Origin of the sequence: Paenibacillus sp. FSL M7-1414, assembly GCF_038003195.1 — a bacterium.
GTDB classification, from domain to species: Bacteria; Bacillota; Bacilli; order Paenibacillales; family Paenibacillaceae; genus Paenibacillus; species Paenibacillus amylolyticus.
In genome coordinates this window covers 5,499,281-5,515,848 of the sequence record NZ_JBBOOS010000001.1, presented here as the reverse complement: position 1 = coordinate 5,515,848, position 16,568 = coordinate 5,499,281, and the positions used below count along the sequence as shown (strand labels likewise).

12 protein-coding genes and 1 tRNA gene are annotated in these 16,568 nt (G+C 45.7%); 11 read left to right on the top strand and 2 right to left on the bottom strand.

Annotated features, from left to right (window positions below; all coding sequences use genetic code 11):
* Positions 1 to 38: 38 nt before the first annotated feature.
* Positions 39 to 1,268 carry a CynX/NimT family MFS transporter gene (locus MHH92_RS24120; protein ID WP_340906843.1) on the bottom strand — a complete coding sequence of 410 codons (1,230 nt, stop codon included), beginning with the start codon at positions 1,266 to 1,268 and terminating at the stop codon, positions 39 to 41.
* Between the two features lie 632 nt (positions 1,269 to 1,900).
* Positions 1,901 to 1,974: transfer RNA gene (locus tag MHH92_RS24115), tRNA-Arg, on the bottom strand.
* Between the two features lie 234 nt (positions 1,975 to 2,208).
* Between MHH92_RS24115 and MHH92_RS24110 the strand changes: the two genes are divergently transcribed.
* The 11 genes from MHH92_RS24110 (at position 2,209) to hemA (ending at position 16,558) form a co-directional block, all read left to right on the top strand.
* Entirely contained in the window at positions 2,209 to 3,144 is a 936-nt protein-coding gene (locus MHH92_RS24110; protein WP_174806500.1) for a hypothetical protein, read from the top strand.
* A 138-nt stretch (positions 3,145 to 3,282) separates the two neighbouring features.
* A complete protein-coding gene (gene tig / locus MHH92_RS24105; RefSeq protein ID WP_340906841.1) occupies positions 3,283 to 4,623 on the top strand; it encodes a trigger factor in 1,341 nt (446 codons plus the stop codon).
* 379 nt (positions 4,624 to 5,002) lie between these two features.
* A complete protein-coding gene (gene clpP, locus MHH92_RS24100; protein ID WP_036605886.1) occupies positions 5,003 to 5,593 on the top strand; it encodes an ATP-dependent Clp endopeptidase proteolytic subunit ClpP in 591 nt (196 codons plus the stop codon).
* Between the two features lie 12 nt (positions 5,594 to 5,605).
* Positions 5,606 to 6,859, top strand: a complete 1,254-nt coding sequence (clpX, locus tag MHH92_RS24095) for an ATP-dependent protease ATP-binding subunit ClpX (protein WP_036605887.1) — start codon at positions 5,606 to 5,608, stop codon at positions 6,857 to 6,859.
* A 121-nt stretch (positions 6,860 to 6,980) separates the two neighbouring features.
* Positions 6,981 to 8,078 carry a flavodoxin-dependent (E)-4-hydroxy-3-methylbut-2-enyl-diphosphate synthase gene (gene ispG, locus MHH92_RS24090; RefSeq protein WP_017692591.1) on the top strand — a complete coding sequence of 366 codons (1,098 nt, stop codon included), beginning with the start codon at positions 6,981 to 6,983 and terminating at the stop codon, positions 8,076 to 8,078.
* Positions 8,079 to 8,245: 167 nt separating this feature from the next.
* Positions 8,246 to 10,000 (top strand): ATP-dependent protease LonB, encoded by a 1,755-nt coding sequence (lonB, locus tag MHH92_RS24085; RefSeq protein ID WP_036605888.1) that lies wholly within the window; start codon positions 8,246 to 8,248, stop codon positions 9,998 to 10,000.
* Positions 10,001 to 10,086: 86 nt separating this feature from the next.
* Complete coding sequence (gene lon / locus MHH92_RS24080; protein WP_036605889.1) at positions 10,087 to 12,426, top strand: endopeptidase La; 2,340 nt, start codon at positions 10,087 to 10,089, stop codon at positions 12,424 to 12,426.
* 156 nt (positions 12,427 to 12,582) lie between these two features.
* Positions 12,583 to 13,239 carry a ribosome biogenesis GTP-binding protein YihA/YsxC gene (yihA, locus tag MHH92_RS24075; protein WP_036605890.1) on the top strand — a complete coding sequence of 219 codons (657 nt, stop codon included), beginning with the start codon at positions 12,583 to 12,585 and terminating at the stop codon, positions 13,237 to 13,239.
* Between the two features lie 267 nt (positions 13,240 to 13,506).
* On the top strand, positions 13,507 to 14,094 hold the full coding sequence (locus tag MHH92_RS24070; protein WP_340028522.1) for a non-ribosomal peptide synthetase module: 588 nt from the start codon (positions 13,507 to 13,509) through the stop codon (positions 14,092 to 14,094).
* 335 nt (positions 14,095 to 14,429) lie between these two features.
* Complete coding sequence (gene speD / locus MHH92_RS24065) at positions 14,430 to 14,831, top strand: adenosylmethionine decarboxylase (RefSeq protein WP_340906834.1); 402 nt, start codon at positions 14,430 to 14,432, stop codon at positions 14,829 to 14,831.
* Between the two features lie 341 nt (positions 14,832 to 15,172).
* Positions 15,173 to 16,558 (top strand): glutamyl-tRNA reductase, encoded by a 1,386-nt coding sequence (hemA, locus tag MHH92_RS24060; protein ID WP_036605893.1) that lies wholly within the window; start codon positions 15,173 to 15,175, stop codon positions 16,556 to 16,558.
* Positions 16,559 to 16,568: the final 10 nt, after the last annotated feature.

Genomic DNA, 16,568 nt, shown 5'->3' with positions numbered 1-16,568 from the left:
GGAGGCCGTTTTGTTTTTTTTATAAATGAATTGTATGACTAACCGATCATTCTATTTTTGCTGGCCTGAATCCCTGCGATTAACAAAGCGATGGCCAGAATGACCTGTATTAGCAACGGCAGGGTCCATCCTTTTGTCCAGTCATGAAGCATACCGAACAGTAAAGGTCCAACTGCCGCTAGCATATATCCGAAGGACTGGGCCATACCGGACAGGCTGGCAGCTTGTCTGGCATCTTTTGTGCGAAGGACGAAGAACATTGTTACCATGCCAAATGAAGCTCCAGCACCTATTCCTGCCAACGTGACACCAATGGTAACGAGCGAAGCGATGCCACTTAACAATAAAGCATACCCGACAATTAAAGAAGAGCACGTTATCGCGGTTAGAACACGCTGATCTCGCGTTCGGCCGGCGAGGATTGGAACGATAAAGGTAGCTGGTACACTAACCATCTGCATCAGGGAGAGCATCCACCCTGCTGAGGTGGGGCTGAATCCTTGCTCAGCAAGAATTTCGGGAAGCCAGGTAATCGTTGTATAGAATATTAGAGATTGCAGACCCATAAATAAAGTAATGAACCAGGCCAGGGAAGAGGTCCGTAGACGTACAGGTGTCCCTTCACTCTGTGTGGCTATGAATAACATTCGCTGACGTCCTGCGGCGATCTGGGGGAGCCACAAGAGAAGCGCCAATATGGACAACAAGGCCCACATGCCTAACGAAGCACGCCAACCCATAGATGTGGCTCCTGCTACGGGCACACTCACACCTGAGGCGATGGCGCCAAATATGTTCATGGATACAGAGTATAATCCGGTGACGATACCTACCCGTAATGGAAAATCACGTTTGATCAAACTTGGCAAAAGCACGTTGCTTAATGCAATGCCGCACCCCAAAATTGCGGTTCCTGCATATAAGGAGAGAACGGAAGGCAACAAGCGTAATGCCACCCCAATGGTTACGATCATAACAGCCAATAGCAGAGCAGATTCGAGTCCTAAACGTTTGGCAAGACGTGGTGCAAAAGGAGAGACTGCTGCAAAGGCGAGCAAAGGAAGTGAGGTCAGAAGCCCGACCATCGTATGGCCGATACCTGTATCTGAGCGGATCATCTCCACGACGGGACCTGTTGCGGTTATCGGTGACCTCATGGTAGCTGCTATGACGATAATGCCTGCTAATAACAGGCCGAATCTTTTGGATGTTGAAGAATGTTCTTCCTCAGTATGGATAGATGAGTGTTGCTCTATTGAAGATGACATTGATAAAATCTCCTGTTTCCTAAGAAGTTAATATGTATGGATTGTTACATTACCCACTCCGTAAGCATAACATTCTATGTCAATATTGAGCAATGAAATGAAAAAACACCTAATCGACAATGGGTGCCTTGACTACCCTGTGAATTCTAACGAATCCACGTGGTCTTATAATGGGTAAAACGGCTATTTTCAGATTCTAACGAACCTCAGCGACGTTAATCAGGCTACGAAGTGCGAATAAGTGAGTTAATACCCCAGAATGGTGAAATAAGTTCTCTAAGATTCGTTAGAATTCCACAATGCTGAATTTGGAGCAAATAAAGTGTCCTGTGTTCGTTAGAACATCGATACTTCAACGTGTTGCTTATAGAATGAGCAAATACGGATGCTCCAATGCAACGACATAGAGCATGTAACGAAGCGAATGCTCCGACAAACCGTTGGGGTTCTCATCCCCAGAACACAAAAAAAGCTTCCCGAAGGAAGCTTCTTTTTAATACGTCCCAGGAGGGATACTCTCCTTGCAGTCGAGACTGCGAAGTGGTGCTAACGAAGCGGATGCTCCGACGAACCGTTGGGATTCTCATCCCCAGAACGCAAAAAAACTTCCCGAAGGAAGTTTTCTTTTAATACGTCCCAGGAGGGATTCGAACCCCCGACCGACGCCTTAGAAGGGCGTTGCTCTATCCAGCTGAGCTACTGAGACATGAATTTTTTCAAGCAAAATTGATTTTATCATATGCATACAGGAATATCAAGCATTTTATTTTAAACTATTTTTCGTATATGATATTTGGCGGCAGTAACGTTTTTTTCATTATATTTAAGGTTATGTTAGAATATCAGGAGAACTCAGAAAATAGAGCAACAATCGTTTTAATATATACATCTATTTATGTTGATTCCGACTGGAGATTCAGGATATAGAGGAGGTGCTCCCATTAAGGAATCCACGACCCCGGAAACCGAGCATAACAACAATATTGTGCTGTTTCCTAAGACGCTGGACTATTACCAGATTCAATTGACAGTTATGCTTGAAAATGAACGGTATGGTGAAGCGATGAAATTGCTTCACTTTTTGCTGCAATGTCAGGGACAGGAAGAGCGCCATTACGATGAATGGCGGGCCCTGCTCGAATGGCTTCAGGCTGCGTTTCCTCAATATGAAGAAACCTCGCCTGCCGTTCTTGAAGAACGAGAAGAGGAAGAAGAGATTAGTGAGGAGGACATGGCACGGCAGCATGCCCGAATGAAGCTTGAACAGGATGATGGTTATGCAGATAAGATGCTTCGCACAGTAATGGAAGAGCCGCTGTCTGAACAGACGATGCTGGCTTTGGAGCAGCTGGCCTATCTTGATCTACCGAAGATTGACGAGGCACTTACCAGTTGGTTAAAAGATAAGTCGCTTCACCCTCTGCTTCAATTTCGGGTGTTGCAAACCTTGCGTCGCCGAGGTGTTCAAGGTATGATCCTGTTTACGAGAGGCGAAGAGCAGGTTGAAGTCGAGATCGACACCGTGCCTCTTAGACCAGAGGAATTCCCGCTCCAAATCGTTCAGATTCTGGAACGAGTGGCAGATCAGACGGAGGTTCATGAACCTACGCTCTTTTATTTTGCCCAGGAACTGTGGATACAATATGTCATGGCGGTGTATGGAACCCGTGATTATGTATCGATGCTGGAAGAAAATGATTCCATGACAGATATATGGGCAGCAGCTCTACATATGACCGTTGCAGACAGTCTGGGTGGTTCGCATGATGAGGAAAATACCCGCTCAATGTATGCTGTGACAGGCGCGATGCGCTTTCGACTGGAGCAGGCTTATCGTTCTATGAAACAGTTTGTATCTGCCGGTTTGGATGGTTAATCGAGGCCGGAAACGTTTTCCTTAAACTGTATCAAGGGATTCCCCTTGAAAAAGAATCTAATCTTGTTTATACTAAAATGGTTATTTTGTACGTGATTGCCTACGTGAACATGTGAATTTTGGAGGGGAAAGTATACAATGAAAGCAACTTGGGAAAAGATAGAGAAGAACCTTGGGGTTCTTGAGGTTGAAGTGGATGCAGATCGTGTAACTGCAGCACTCGACAAAGCTTTTAATAAAGTGGTTAAACAAGCAAACGTACCTGGATTCCGTAAAGGTAAAGTACCACGTTCCATCTTCGAAGCACGTTTTGGTGTAGAGAGCCTTTATCAAGAAGCAATCGACATTTTGCTTCCTGAAGCTTATACAGAAGCAATCGACCAAACGGATATCTTCCCGGTTGATCGTCCTGACGTAGATGTTGAACAATTTGCTAAAGGACAAACATTCAAGTTCAAAGCAAAAGTAACTGTGAAACCAGAAGTTACTCTTGGTGAGTACAAAGGAATCGAAGTTGCTGTAGCAAAAGGTGAAGTAACTGAAGCAGAAGTGACTGAAGAACTTGAGCGTCTTCAACAACGTCACGCTGAACTCGTTGTAATCGACGAAGGTTCCGCTGCTAACGGCGACGTTGCAGTAATCGACTTCGACGGTTCCGTTGATGGTGTACCTTTCGAAGGTGGACAAGCTGAGCGTTATTCCCTGGAACTGGGTTCCAACACATTCATTCCTGGATTTGAAGAACAAGTTGTGGGTCTGTCCACAGGTGACTTCAAAGACGTAGAAGTGACTTTCCCAGAGAGCTACCATGCAGCAGAACTTGCTGGCAAACAAGCGGTATTCAAAGTGAAAATTCACGAAATCAAACGCAAACAACTTCCTGCATTGGATGATGAGTTTGCTAAAGATGTTAGCGAATTCGACACACTTGAAGAGTACAAAGCTGATCTGAAAACACAATTGGAATCCCGTAAAGCTGACGAAGCCAAAGCTGCTCAAGAAAATGCAGTTGTAGAAAAAGTGGCTGAGAACGCTGAAGTGGACATTCCTTCTGCAATGGTAGAGAGCGAAGTACAAAACATGATGCGTGATTTCGACAACCGTCTTCGCAACCAAGGGATGAACCTTGAAATGTTCCTGAGCTTCTCTGGCCAGACACAAGCTGACCTGAGAGGACAAATGCAAGAAGATGCTTCCAAACGTGTTCGCAATAACCTGGTGCTTGAAGCTGTAGGTAAAGCGGAAAACATTGAAGTGTCTGATGAAGAAGTGAATCAAGAACTCGAAAAAATGGCTGAATCTTACAAGCGTCCTGCTGATGAGATCCGTGGCATCCTCGAGGGTAATGGTTCCCTGGACAGCCTTCGTGATGAAGTAAAACTGCGTAAAACGATTGACGTTCTCCTTGAGAACAGCACAGTTGTTGAACCGGTTGAAGCTCCAGCTGAAGAAGTTGTTGCAGAAGCTGACGATAAATAAGACAAGCTGTTTTCAACTTGTCAGTTGAATAAACGATAAGGCACGTGAATTATTGCGTGCCTTATTTTTAAATTATGACATCCATTTTATAGAAAATGAAGTAATTATATGGATGAACACTAATTTTATTGATCCGCGTACACTTTTTACATACCTATGTACTTCATGCAAATAAAAAACGGCAAGACGGCATAGGATGGCTTCAATTTGCACATACATAGAAAACATGGTTAAATATGATCAGGCTAAAAAAGTAAACAAATTGATGTCTCACCCCTCTTGTGAAAAATGACATTGTCACAGGAAAGTGTTAGAATGAATTTGGGTTTGCTTTACAGGTGGCCTATGTCTAATTACATGTAGAAAAGAGGTTGGTCTCATGAGTCTGGTGCCAATGGTTATAGAACAAACCAATCGAGGCGAGCGGTCTTACGATATATATTCACGTTTGCTGAAAGATCGCATTATCTTTCTAACCAGTGCGATTGATGACGATGTAGCCAATCTTGTCATAGCACAGCTTTTGTTTTTGGCAGCCGACGATCCTGAGAAGGATATCAGCTTGTACATTAACTCACCTGGTGGTTCTGTCACCGCAGGGATGGGTATATACGATACGATGCAATTTATCAAGCCGGATGTATCTACCATTTGCGTAGGGATGGCAGCAAGCATGGGCTCGTTATTGCTGACAGCCGGTGCACCTGGCAAGAGATATGCGCTGACAAACAGCGAAGTAATGATTCATCAGCCGCTTGGCGGCATTCAAGGACAGGCTGCGGATATTAAGATACACGCAGAATGGATTATTAAAACACGTCAGAAACTGAATCAAATATACGTCGATCGTACGGGTCAGCCTCTTGAGAAAATTGAGCGGGATACCGACCGTGACTTCTTCATGAGCGCTGAAGAAGCTAAGACGTACGGCATTATTGACCAGGTGCTCAGTAGACCGATCAATTCCTAAAGGGGTGGTTTCATGTTTAAATTTAACGATGAGAAAGGGCAGTTGAAATGCTCTTTTTGCGGTAAATCTCAGGAGCAGGTACGCAAGTTGGTCGCTGGACCAGGCGTGTACATCTGTGATGAATGTATCGAACTTTGCACCGAAATCGTTGAGGAAGAACTTGGTCATGATGAAGAAGTAGACCTGAAAGATATTCCGAAACCAAAAGAAATTCGTAATATTCTGGATCAATATGTTATTGGGCAGGAACAAGCGAAAAAATCATTGTCTGTTGCGGTGTATAATCACTACAAACGGATCAACACACAAAGCAAAATTGAAGACGTTGAATTGTCAAAGAGTAACATTTTGCTGTTAGGGCCAACAGGTTCTGGTAAAACGTTGCTTGCGCAAACGATGGCAAAAATTTTGAATGTTCCTTTTGCTATTGCGGATGCTACGTCATTAACAGAAGCGGGTTATGTAGGTGAGGATGTAGAGAACATCCTGCTCAAACTGATTCAAGCTGCTGATTATGATGTGGAAAAAGCAGAGCGTGGCATTATTTATATCGATGAGATTGATAAAGTAGCGCGTAAATCCGAAAACCCATCCATTACTCGTGATGTATCGGGCGAAGGTGTGCAACAGGCTCTCTTGAAAATTCTTGAAGGAACTGTGGCTTCAGTACCACCACAAGGTGGCCGTAAACACCCTCATCAAGAATTCATTCAGATCGATACAACAAACATCCTGTTCATTTGCGGCGGTGCCTTTGATGGTCTGGAGCAAATGATCAAACGCCGGATCGGTAAAAAAGTCATTGGCTTTAATACCGTTTCTGAGCAAAAAGATCTGAAACCAGGTGAATACCTGGGTATGGTATTGCCGGAAGATTTGCTGAAATTTGGTCTGATTCCGGAATTTGTAGGCCGTCTGCCAGTCATCTCCACTTTGGAGCCGCTGGATGAAGATACGCTGGTACGGATTCTTTCCGAACCAAAAAACGCGCTTACCAAACAGTACCAAAAACTGCTTGAGCTGGATAATGTGAATCTGGTATTTGAACCAGCTGCATTGCTTGCGATTGCAAAAGAAGCAATTAAACGTAACACAGGTGCACGTGGATTGCGTGCCATCATTGAAGGTATCATGCTGGAAATCATGTATGAAGTGCCTTCACGTGAAGATGTTACGAACTGTGTCATTACCGAAGAAGTTGTTGAGAAAAGAGTCGTGCCTGAACTAAGCCAATCGAAGGACGATAAGCAGGAAGAGAGCGCCTAATAAAAGGCCTGAATCCCGTTGAACTCTGAAATATAGACTTGTCAGTTCTCCACTTTGGCAGAAGGCGAATTCTTGTCTCTGTCAGGGTGGAGCTTTGACGTTGTGGGGAGAGAAATCACTCATGTATTTAAGACAGGATACACGTCCCGTGAAAGTGGGAAACGTAACGATCGGTGGCAGTAACGAAGTCATTATCCAAAGTATGTGTACAACCAAAACGGCAGACGTTGAAGCAACGGTTGCAGAGATTCTGCGACTGGAAGAAGCGGGCTGTCAAGTGGTACGTGTAACGGTGAATAATGAGGAAGCTGCCGCAGCCATCAAGGAAATCAAAAAACGCATTAATATACCGCTCGTAGCGGACATTCATTTCAACTATAAGCTGGCTTTACTTGCGATTGAGAACGGCATCGATAAAGTTCGGATTAATCCAGGTAACATCGGTAAACGTGCAAAAGTGGAAGAAGTGGTTAAGGCTTGTAAAGACCGCGGCATTCCGATTCGGATTGGAGTAAATGCGGGTTCTTTGGAAAACCATCTCCTTGAGAAGTATGGGTATCCTACGGCAGATGCTATGGTAGAAAGTGCATTGTATCACATTGGTATTTTGGAAGAGCTTGATTTCCATGATATCATCGTGTCTCTCAAAGCATCAGATGTGCCAATGGCAATTGAGGCGTATACCAAAGCAGCTCAAATCATTCCGTATCCGTTGCATCTCGGGATTACCGAAGCAGGTACACTGTTCTCCGGTACAATCAAAAGCTCCGCAGGTATGGGAGCCTTGCTGTCCATGGGTATTGGTTCAACGATGAGGATCTCGCTTAGCGCAGACCCGGTAGAAGAAATCAAGGTTGCTCGTGATCTGCTCAAAACATTTGGACTCATCACAAATGCAGCTACATTGATCTCCTGCCCAACGTGTGGACGTTTGGATATCGACCTGTTCTCCATTGCCAACGAAGTGGAAGAGTATATCTCCAAACTGAAGGTGCCGATTAAAGTATCGGTGTTGGGTTGTGCGGTTAATGGTCCAGGTGAGGCCAAAGAAGCGGATATCGGCATAGCCGGTGCTCGTGGAGAAGGTCTCTTGTTCCGTCATGGTAAGATGATTCGTAAAGTGCCTGAAGAAATCATGGTTGAGGAATTAAAAAAAGAGATCGACAAAATCGTCGAAGCCTACGAAGAGACAGGTGTTATTCCTGGTCGTTCGCACTGATTGATTCATATCTTGTTACAGCAAAAGCTCGCCAGCGATGGCGGGCTTTTTATTTTCTCGCATACAAATTCCGCATCGCCCGTTTACGTCGCGTTGAAAAGGCTATACTACCAAGTATTAGCATGATCTCATATGAGAATAGCGACAAAATAGGAGGATGTGAAGACATGGAATTTGGTATGGTCATCATGTTGATTCAGTTATTTTTTGGAGTGGTGATTGGTTTGTATTTCTGGAACCTGCTGCGTGGTCAGAAAACAAACCGTAGTGCCGTTGAGCGTGAATCTCGCAAGGAACTGGAGAAGCTGCGCAAGCTGCGTTCGATCTCACTCACCAAGCCGCTGTCGGAGAAGACGCGTCCAGCTACCATTAACGATATTGTTGGGCAAAAAGACGGGCTGCGTGCCCTTAAAGCTGCTTTGTGCAGTGCGAATCCGCAACATGTTATCATTTATGGCCCACCCGGAGTCGGGAAGACAGCTGCCGCAAGGGTCGTTTTGGAAGAAGCTAAGAAGAATCCAACATCGCCTTTCAAGCCAGACGCGAAATTCACGGAGCTGGATGCAACAACAGCCCGTTTTGATGAACGTGGTATTGCGGACCCCTTAATTGGTTCGGTTCATGATCCGATATATCAGGGAGCAGGAGCCATGGGCGTTGCAGGTATTCCCCAACCAAAACCGGGCGCTGTGACAAAAGCGCATGGGGGAATGCTTTTTATTGATGAAATTGGTGAATTGCATTCGATTCAGATGAATAAGCTGTTGAAAGTGTTGGAGGATCGCAAGGTGTTTTTGGAGAGTGCGTACTATAACTCGGAAGACACGCATACTCCTGCTTATATCCACGATATTTTTCAAAATGGCCTGCCGGCCGATTTCCGCCTTGTTGGAGCAACGACACGTTCGCCTCATGAACTGCCACCAGCTCTGCGTTCCCGCTGCATGGAAGTTTATTTCCGTCCTTTGTTGCCTGAGGAGATTGGGCGAATTGCAGAGGATGCTGTTCAGAAAATAGGGTTCAGTCCATGTCCGGATGCCGTTGATGTGGTCAAGCGATATGCAACCAATGGACGTGAAGCGGTCAATATCATCCAGCTGGCTGCTGGACTTGCGCTGACAGAGAAGCGTGAGACGCTTCAGGCATCTGATGTGGAGTGGGTGGCGGGTAGCAGTCAGATTCAGCCACGGCCTGATCGGAAGGTCCCTACACAGCCGCAGGTGGGTTTTGTTAACGGCTTGGCGGTATACGGACCGAATATGGGAACCATTTTGGAGATCGAAGTGTCTGCTGTTCCGGCTCTTAAAGATCAAGGCCGAATCAACATTACAGGCGTTGTGGATGAAGAAGAGATTGGAGGCGGTTCGCGTACACTCCGGCGAAAAAGTATGGCCAAAGGCTCGGTTGAAAATGTGTTAACCGTATTAAAAGCCATGGGTATTCGTCCGAATGATTACGATTTACACGTGAATTTCCCAGGTGGGACGCCTATTGATGGTCCATCCGCCGGGATTGCCATGGCGACTGCCATTACATCAGCCATTCAGAGGCGTCCTGTGGATCATGAGACAGCGATGACTGGCGAGATCAGTATTCATGGTCGGGTTAAGCCTATCGGTGGCGTGCTGGCCAAGGTGGAGGCTGCCTTTCAGGCTGGAGCGAAGACCGTTATTATTCCCGCGGAGAACTGGCAGTCCATTTTTGAGAATCTGGATGGCTTGCGCGTTATCCCGGTAGATACGGTACAGGATGTATTCCGTGAAGTGTTCGCCTGGGTTCCGGAATCACAACAGATGGAACAAACGAAGCTTGCAGAGGAGACAGTTGCACCTGCACCGGAGATTTTTCCACCGGCATCCGCTTCCTATTTGCGTGCGGACGTGCCTCGTCCAGGACAGGTTACAGATTCGGGAAGCTGCTAAGCGCTTCCCTTCATTGGTTTTTTATGTGAACATTTGATAGAATAATGAATGACTACAACCTGAGAGCCATTGGAGGTGCGAAAGCGATGGGACCGAGCAAAGCGAAAGGTCGTCGTTTTCCTTTACTGCCTTTAAGAGGACTTCTCGTCTACCCGAGTATGGTACTGCATCTCGATGTGGGCCGGGAGAAATCGGTCAAGGCTTTAGAAAAAGCGATGGTAGAAGAACATCTGATTCTCCTATGTTCCCAAGCCGAAGTAAATATTGAAGAACCAACACAAGAGGACATTTTCAGAATCGGAACCGTGGCCAAGGTCAGACAGATGCTGAAGCTTCCGAACGGTACGATTCGTGTACTCGTTGAAGGCTTGGAACGGGCTGAAATTATTGAATATACGGACAATGAGGAATATTATGAAGTACTGGCTAAAGAGCTGCCTGAAGAGGAGAATACCCATCCCGAGACGGATGCCTTGATGCGTACCGTTCTGAACCAGTTCGAGAATTATATTAATCTGTCCAAAAAAGTGACACCAGAGACACTCGCAGCGGTGTCTGACATCGAAGAACCAGGGCGTCTGGCCGATGTTATCACGAGTCACCTGTCCTTGAAGATCAAGGATAAACAGGAAATTCTGGAGACCATCGACGTTCGGGAACGTCTGGAGAAATTGCTGGATATCCTGAACAATGAGCGCGAAGTGCTGGAGCTTGAACGCAAGATCAGCCAACGTGTGAAGAAACAGATGGAGAAAACGCAGAAGGAATATTATTTGCGCGAGCAGATGAAAGCGATCCAGAAAGAACTTGGTGAAAAAGAAGGCCGTGCGGGTGAGGTCGAGGAACTTCGCACTCAGATGGAAGAACTCGGCTTGCCGGACAAGGTGAAAGAAAAGGTCGAGAAAGAAATTGATCGACTGGAGAAAATGCCTGCAAGTTCAGCCGAGGGCGGAGTCATTCGCAACTACGTGGATTGGCTACTTGGCCTTCCTTGGAGTCAGATGACAGCGGATGATCTGGATATCCAGAAAGCCGAAGATGTGCTCAATGCAGATCATTACGGACTGGAAAAGCCCAAAGAACGTGTGCTGGAGTATCTGGCTGTCCAGAAGCTCGTCAAGAAGCTCAAAGGGCCAATTCTCTGTCTGGTTGGACCTCCAGGGGTTGGTAAAACATCACTTGCTCGTTCGATCGCCAGATCGCTAGGTCGGGAGTTTGTAAGAATATCTCTTGGCGGCGTGCGGGATGAGGCTGAGATTCGTGGTCACCGACGTACCTATGTCGGCGCCATGCCTGGACGTATCATCCAGGGCATGAAAACGGCAGGGTCACTTAATCCGGTATTCCTGCTGGACGAGATTGATAAGATGGCTTCAGATTTCCGCGGAGATCCTTCCGCAGCGTTACTTGAGGTACTTGATCCGGAACAAAATAATACGTTTAGTGATCATTTTGTAGAATTGCCGTTTGACTTATCCAACGTTATGTTTATAACAACTGCCAACACGGTACACAATATTCCGCGTCCATTGCTGGATCGGATGGAAATGCTCAACATCCCTGGTTATACGGAACTGGAGAAGCAACAAATTGCGAAAAACTATTTGTTGCCCAAACAGAAGCAGGACCATGGTTTGGAAGAAGAGCAATTGGAAATCCCGGATGACGCGTTGTTGCGTGTAATTCGTGAATATACACGGGAGTCAGGTGTGCGTAATCTGGAACAGCAGATGGCTTCGTTGTGCCGGAAAGCTGCCAAGAACATCGTATCGGGTGTGGAAGGTCAGATTAACATCTCATCCGATGAGATCAAAGACTACCTTGGACCTGGCAAGTTCCGTTATGGTATGGCCGAACTGGAAGATCAGATTGGTACCGTAACGGGTCTGGCGTGGACTGAAGTGGGTGGAGATACCCTTATCATTGAAGTGACTGTTGTGCCTGGAACAGGTAAATTGACTCTCACAGGTAAACTGGGGGATGTCATGAAGGAATCGGCACAAGCCGCATTCAGTTACACCCGTTCCAAAGCTACACAGCTTGGAATTTCGCCTGATTTCCATGAGAAAAACGATATCCATATCCACGTTCCGGAAGGAGCGATTCCGAAGGATGGTCCATCTGCCGGGATTACGATGGCAACAGCGTTAATCTCAGCCTTGACGAACAAACATGTGTCCAAGGATATCGCGATGACTGGTGAAATAACACTGCGTGGACGTGTGTTGCCGATTGGTGGTCTGAAAGAGAAATCACTGGCAGCCCATCGTGCCGGCTATAAAAAAATATTATTGCCTAAGGATAACGAACGGGACCTGCGTGACATTCCAGACAGCATCAAGGAAGATGTGGAGTTTGTCCCTGTAGCCCATATGGATCAGGTATTGCAGCATGCACTTGTTGAGCAGACAGGAATTCACCTGTAATCCACGTATCCGAAAGGTTCGTATGAAGATTAGACCGTTCTGCGGAGGCTTCGGCGTCCGCTGGAACGGTTTTTTTGGTATGATAGAACAATCCATGGCATAATACCTTCAACAGGTGATGCATAGCACAGGCGTTCAAGAGAGGAAAGATACAATATGAAAGTAAATCAATCTGAATTTATTATCAGTGCCGTTCGGCCTGAACAATACCCCGAGGACGGTCTGCCAGAGATTGCTTTGGCGGGACGCTCCAATGTGGGGAAATCTTCCCTGATCAACCGTTTGATCAATCGTAAAAATTTGGCTCGGACGAGCTCTACACCGGGTAAGACACAGCAACTCAACTATTATAAAATTAATCAGGATCTCTACTTCGTCGATTTCCCGGGATATGGCTACGCTAAAGTTTCTAAAGAGCAACGCTTTGCCTGGGGTAAAATGATGGAGAAATACTTGTTGGGACGCGAGGAATTGAAACTGGTCATGCAGATGGTTGATATGAGACATGAACCGTCCAAAGAGGACAAGATGATGAACGAATGGCTTCGTCATAATGGACTGCCTTTGGTTGTCGTAGCAACCAAGATGGACAAGATTCCAAAAACCCGCAGAGCCAAATATATCAAAGTCATTAAGGAATCACTGGGTCTTCGTTCAGGGGATTTGTTTGTGCCGTTTTCATCCGAAGAGGGATTGGGGAAAGAAGAGTTATGGGACATCATTACCCGCCATGCCCGCATAGATAAGTATGCACCAGTGCTGGATGCAGAGGGTGCTTCTGATGAGGAAGAAACCAACGGAATTAACGGATAACCGAGATAGTATACCGTTTTAGTGCAGGAAAGCGAGCATGCTAAATGAATCTTTGATGAGATCCAGATTAATCCGGTTTTTTAAGGGATTTCGTGAGAATTCATTATCTGGGTCTGGAGAAAAATAACGTTAGGGTAGTGTATAATGACCATAGGTGCATATTGCCAACAGTACCAAAATTACCGGCCATGCCGGCCTGAAGAATTTTGAGATGACTGCTACATGTGCAGGAAGACAAAACAATCGGGAAAGAATTGAGGGATTTGTATGGCTCAGCGGTTAGCCACAGAGTATGTGAAGGCCACTATGAAATTGTCAGAACCCCAGATGCATCAGTTTTTGCGCATGACAGAAGACGGCAGGCTTCATCACCGGGTTAAGGTGTTGGACAATGGTTGTCAGGAGGTTGTGCTGGGGGATGTAAGTGGAGAAGAAGTGCATTTCCCCTTTGACCGCATAGAAGGGTTTTATATCTGTGAATTATCTTGCCGCCTGGTGAATCTGCATCTGACCAACGTTGTCCGGAAGCTCTTTGTGACTTTTAAGGGTGACGGGGTCGTTCATCGGATCTATAAAGGGTTCACCATGACGTATGTTTATGCTCAAGGCACTGTCCGCAAAATTGTGGAGAAGACCGGGGAGAACACCCGAGTGATCTATGAATACAAAAATACGTTGCTTGAATTGCAACATCTGTTCCAGGCCAGAGATGTAGAACGCGAAATCAACCGTGTGTATGCCGAGATCGATTCACTACTGGACACTAGAAAAGATGCGACTGCTGGTCAGCTCCATCAGATTGATGAGACCCTTGCTCGTCATCAAAAACGGTTGTTTGAGCTTGAAGCTTATTAACTTAAAATTGTATGTTTATAAACGTATATGTATATAATGAATTCCCTTGTATCTTCCGGGCAGTGGCACTCGCCAATGTGGAGGTTTCAGGGGAATTTTTTGATGTGAGATCGAATATTCCGAATTGGAAATATTTATTTTACAATCTTCTGGAAAAGGGTTGATTTCACTCTGATTCAATGTTATTTTTAATCTCGTTGAAAACAATATAGGAACCAGGATTCACTCAGGACATTATATGTTGCGAGAGATTTTTCCCTCGGGAAGTGAATGACGTAGGTCCTAGCGGATGAAATTTTTCAAACATTTTATTCCTAGGAAGGGGGAACCGAAGGATGGAATATTCAACTTTCGGAAGACACGTTGCTGTTGATACTTGGGGTGTCGACTTTAATCTACTGAACAATGCAGAGTATTTGGAAGCCCAAATGGTTGAAGCAGCGGAGGCATGTGGCGCGACAGTGATGTCCGTACAGTCCAAGCAGTTTGATCCACAGGGAGCGACCGTACTTGTACTATTGTCTGAGAGCCATCTCTCCATTCATACGTATCCTGAGAGAGGTTTTGCAGCGATTGATTGTTACACTTGTGGGGAGACTGTAGACCCACAGCTTGCTATTGACTACCTGGTATCCGTATTAAAGCCTGAAAAAACGTATGCAAAGAAGTTGGTACGTGGTTTGGGCGAAATGCAAGTTGAAACACCAGACATGAACAACCAGACTGAACGGGTTTAAATAAAAAGTATATTGCATACACAATGTTCACATATCGGGATGGACACATAACCTCCCAAACTCTAATAGTCATGGAATAATTCCATGGCTATTTGTTTTAATATGCGTATCGTTAGGAAATTCATAATCGACACTTTTTAACGCATAACGGTGAACTTTGGTGAGACACTACAATAAATGACAGTGCATATGATGATGAACATGGTGATTTCATAAACATTTCATAAAAATGACCCAGTCATGGCTATGATGTGTGATATAATTAACCTTGTCAATCATAAATGGATAGACATATGCAGTAAGCACTTTGATTGGAAATTTATTAGGCAGGTGAACTTGCAATGCACATCGTTGTCGTTGGTTTGAATTATCGCACGGCGCCTGTAGAGGTTAGGGAACGATTCACATTTGCAGAAAAGGATTTGTCTGAAGCGCTGCAGCAGCTCAAGCTGACCAAGAGTGTATTGGAAGGTGTAATCGTAGCCACATGTAACCGTACCGAGTTGTATGTTGTGGTGGACCGTCTTCACATGTGTGGTTATTTTATTCGAACATTCATGGAACAATGGTTTAACGTACCACGGGAAGAATTTACGCAACACTTATATATATATGAAGATGATCAAGCCATGCGCCATTTGTTCCGCGTCATCTGCGGACTAGATTCTATGGTCATCGGTGAGACTCAGATTCTTGGACAGGTGAAACAGGCTTTTCTTAAAGCGCAGGAAGAGAAATCAACAGGTACCTGGTTTAATATGCTGTTCAAACAGGCTGTTACGCTGGGCAAACGGGCACATTCGGAGACTTCCATCGGGGAGAGCGCCGTGTCTGTCAGTTATGCTGCTGTTGAACTCGGTAAGAGGATTTTTGGCATGTTCACAGACAAGAAGGTGCTCATTTTGGGTGCCGGCAAGATGAGTGAACTAACCGTGAAACATCTCTATGCCAACGGGGCATCCGAGGTCATCGTGGCGAATCGCACGCTCGCAAGAGCTGAAGAATTGGCAGCCAAGTTCCGGGGGACACCTTGTACCATGGAACAGGCACTAGATCGACTTAATGAAGTTGATATTGTGATTAGTTCCACTGGAGCTGAACGTTATGTCATGGATGCAGCAGTGGTACGAGAGAGCATGAAGCGTCGTCAATCTCGTCCATTGTTCCTGATTGATATTGCGGTTCCACGGGATATTGATCCGGCGATTGGTGAATTATCCAACGTATTTCTCTATGACATTGATGATCTGGAAGGAATCGTGGAGAGTAACCTGGAGATGCGTAAGGTGGAAGCTGCCAAGATTGAGAGAATGATTGAGCTTGAGATGGAGGATTATTACCATTGGCTCAAAACGTTGGGTGTTCGTCCCGTTATTCGCGCTTTGCAGGAAAAAGGTGTCTCCATTCATGAAGAAACGATGGATAGCCTGTTTAATAAGCTGCCTGAGCTGGATGAACATCAACGTAAAGTCATTCGTCGTTTGACCAAGAGTATTGTGAACCAAATGACGACAGATCCGATTAATCGGATTAAGGAAATGGCAGGCACGAAGCAAGGTGATGAAGCTCTGCGCATGTTTACTCAGATTTTCGCTCTGGAAGATGCAGTAGAGATGGCCGCTGAAAAAGTGAGTCAGAGTGATGCTACAGCTCTGGCGAAACCAGCCGCTCACCTTAACGAAAACCGGCAAGACCCCGTGCCGGCTTATGCTCCGGCAGGCGTATAAGGCGGGTGGG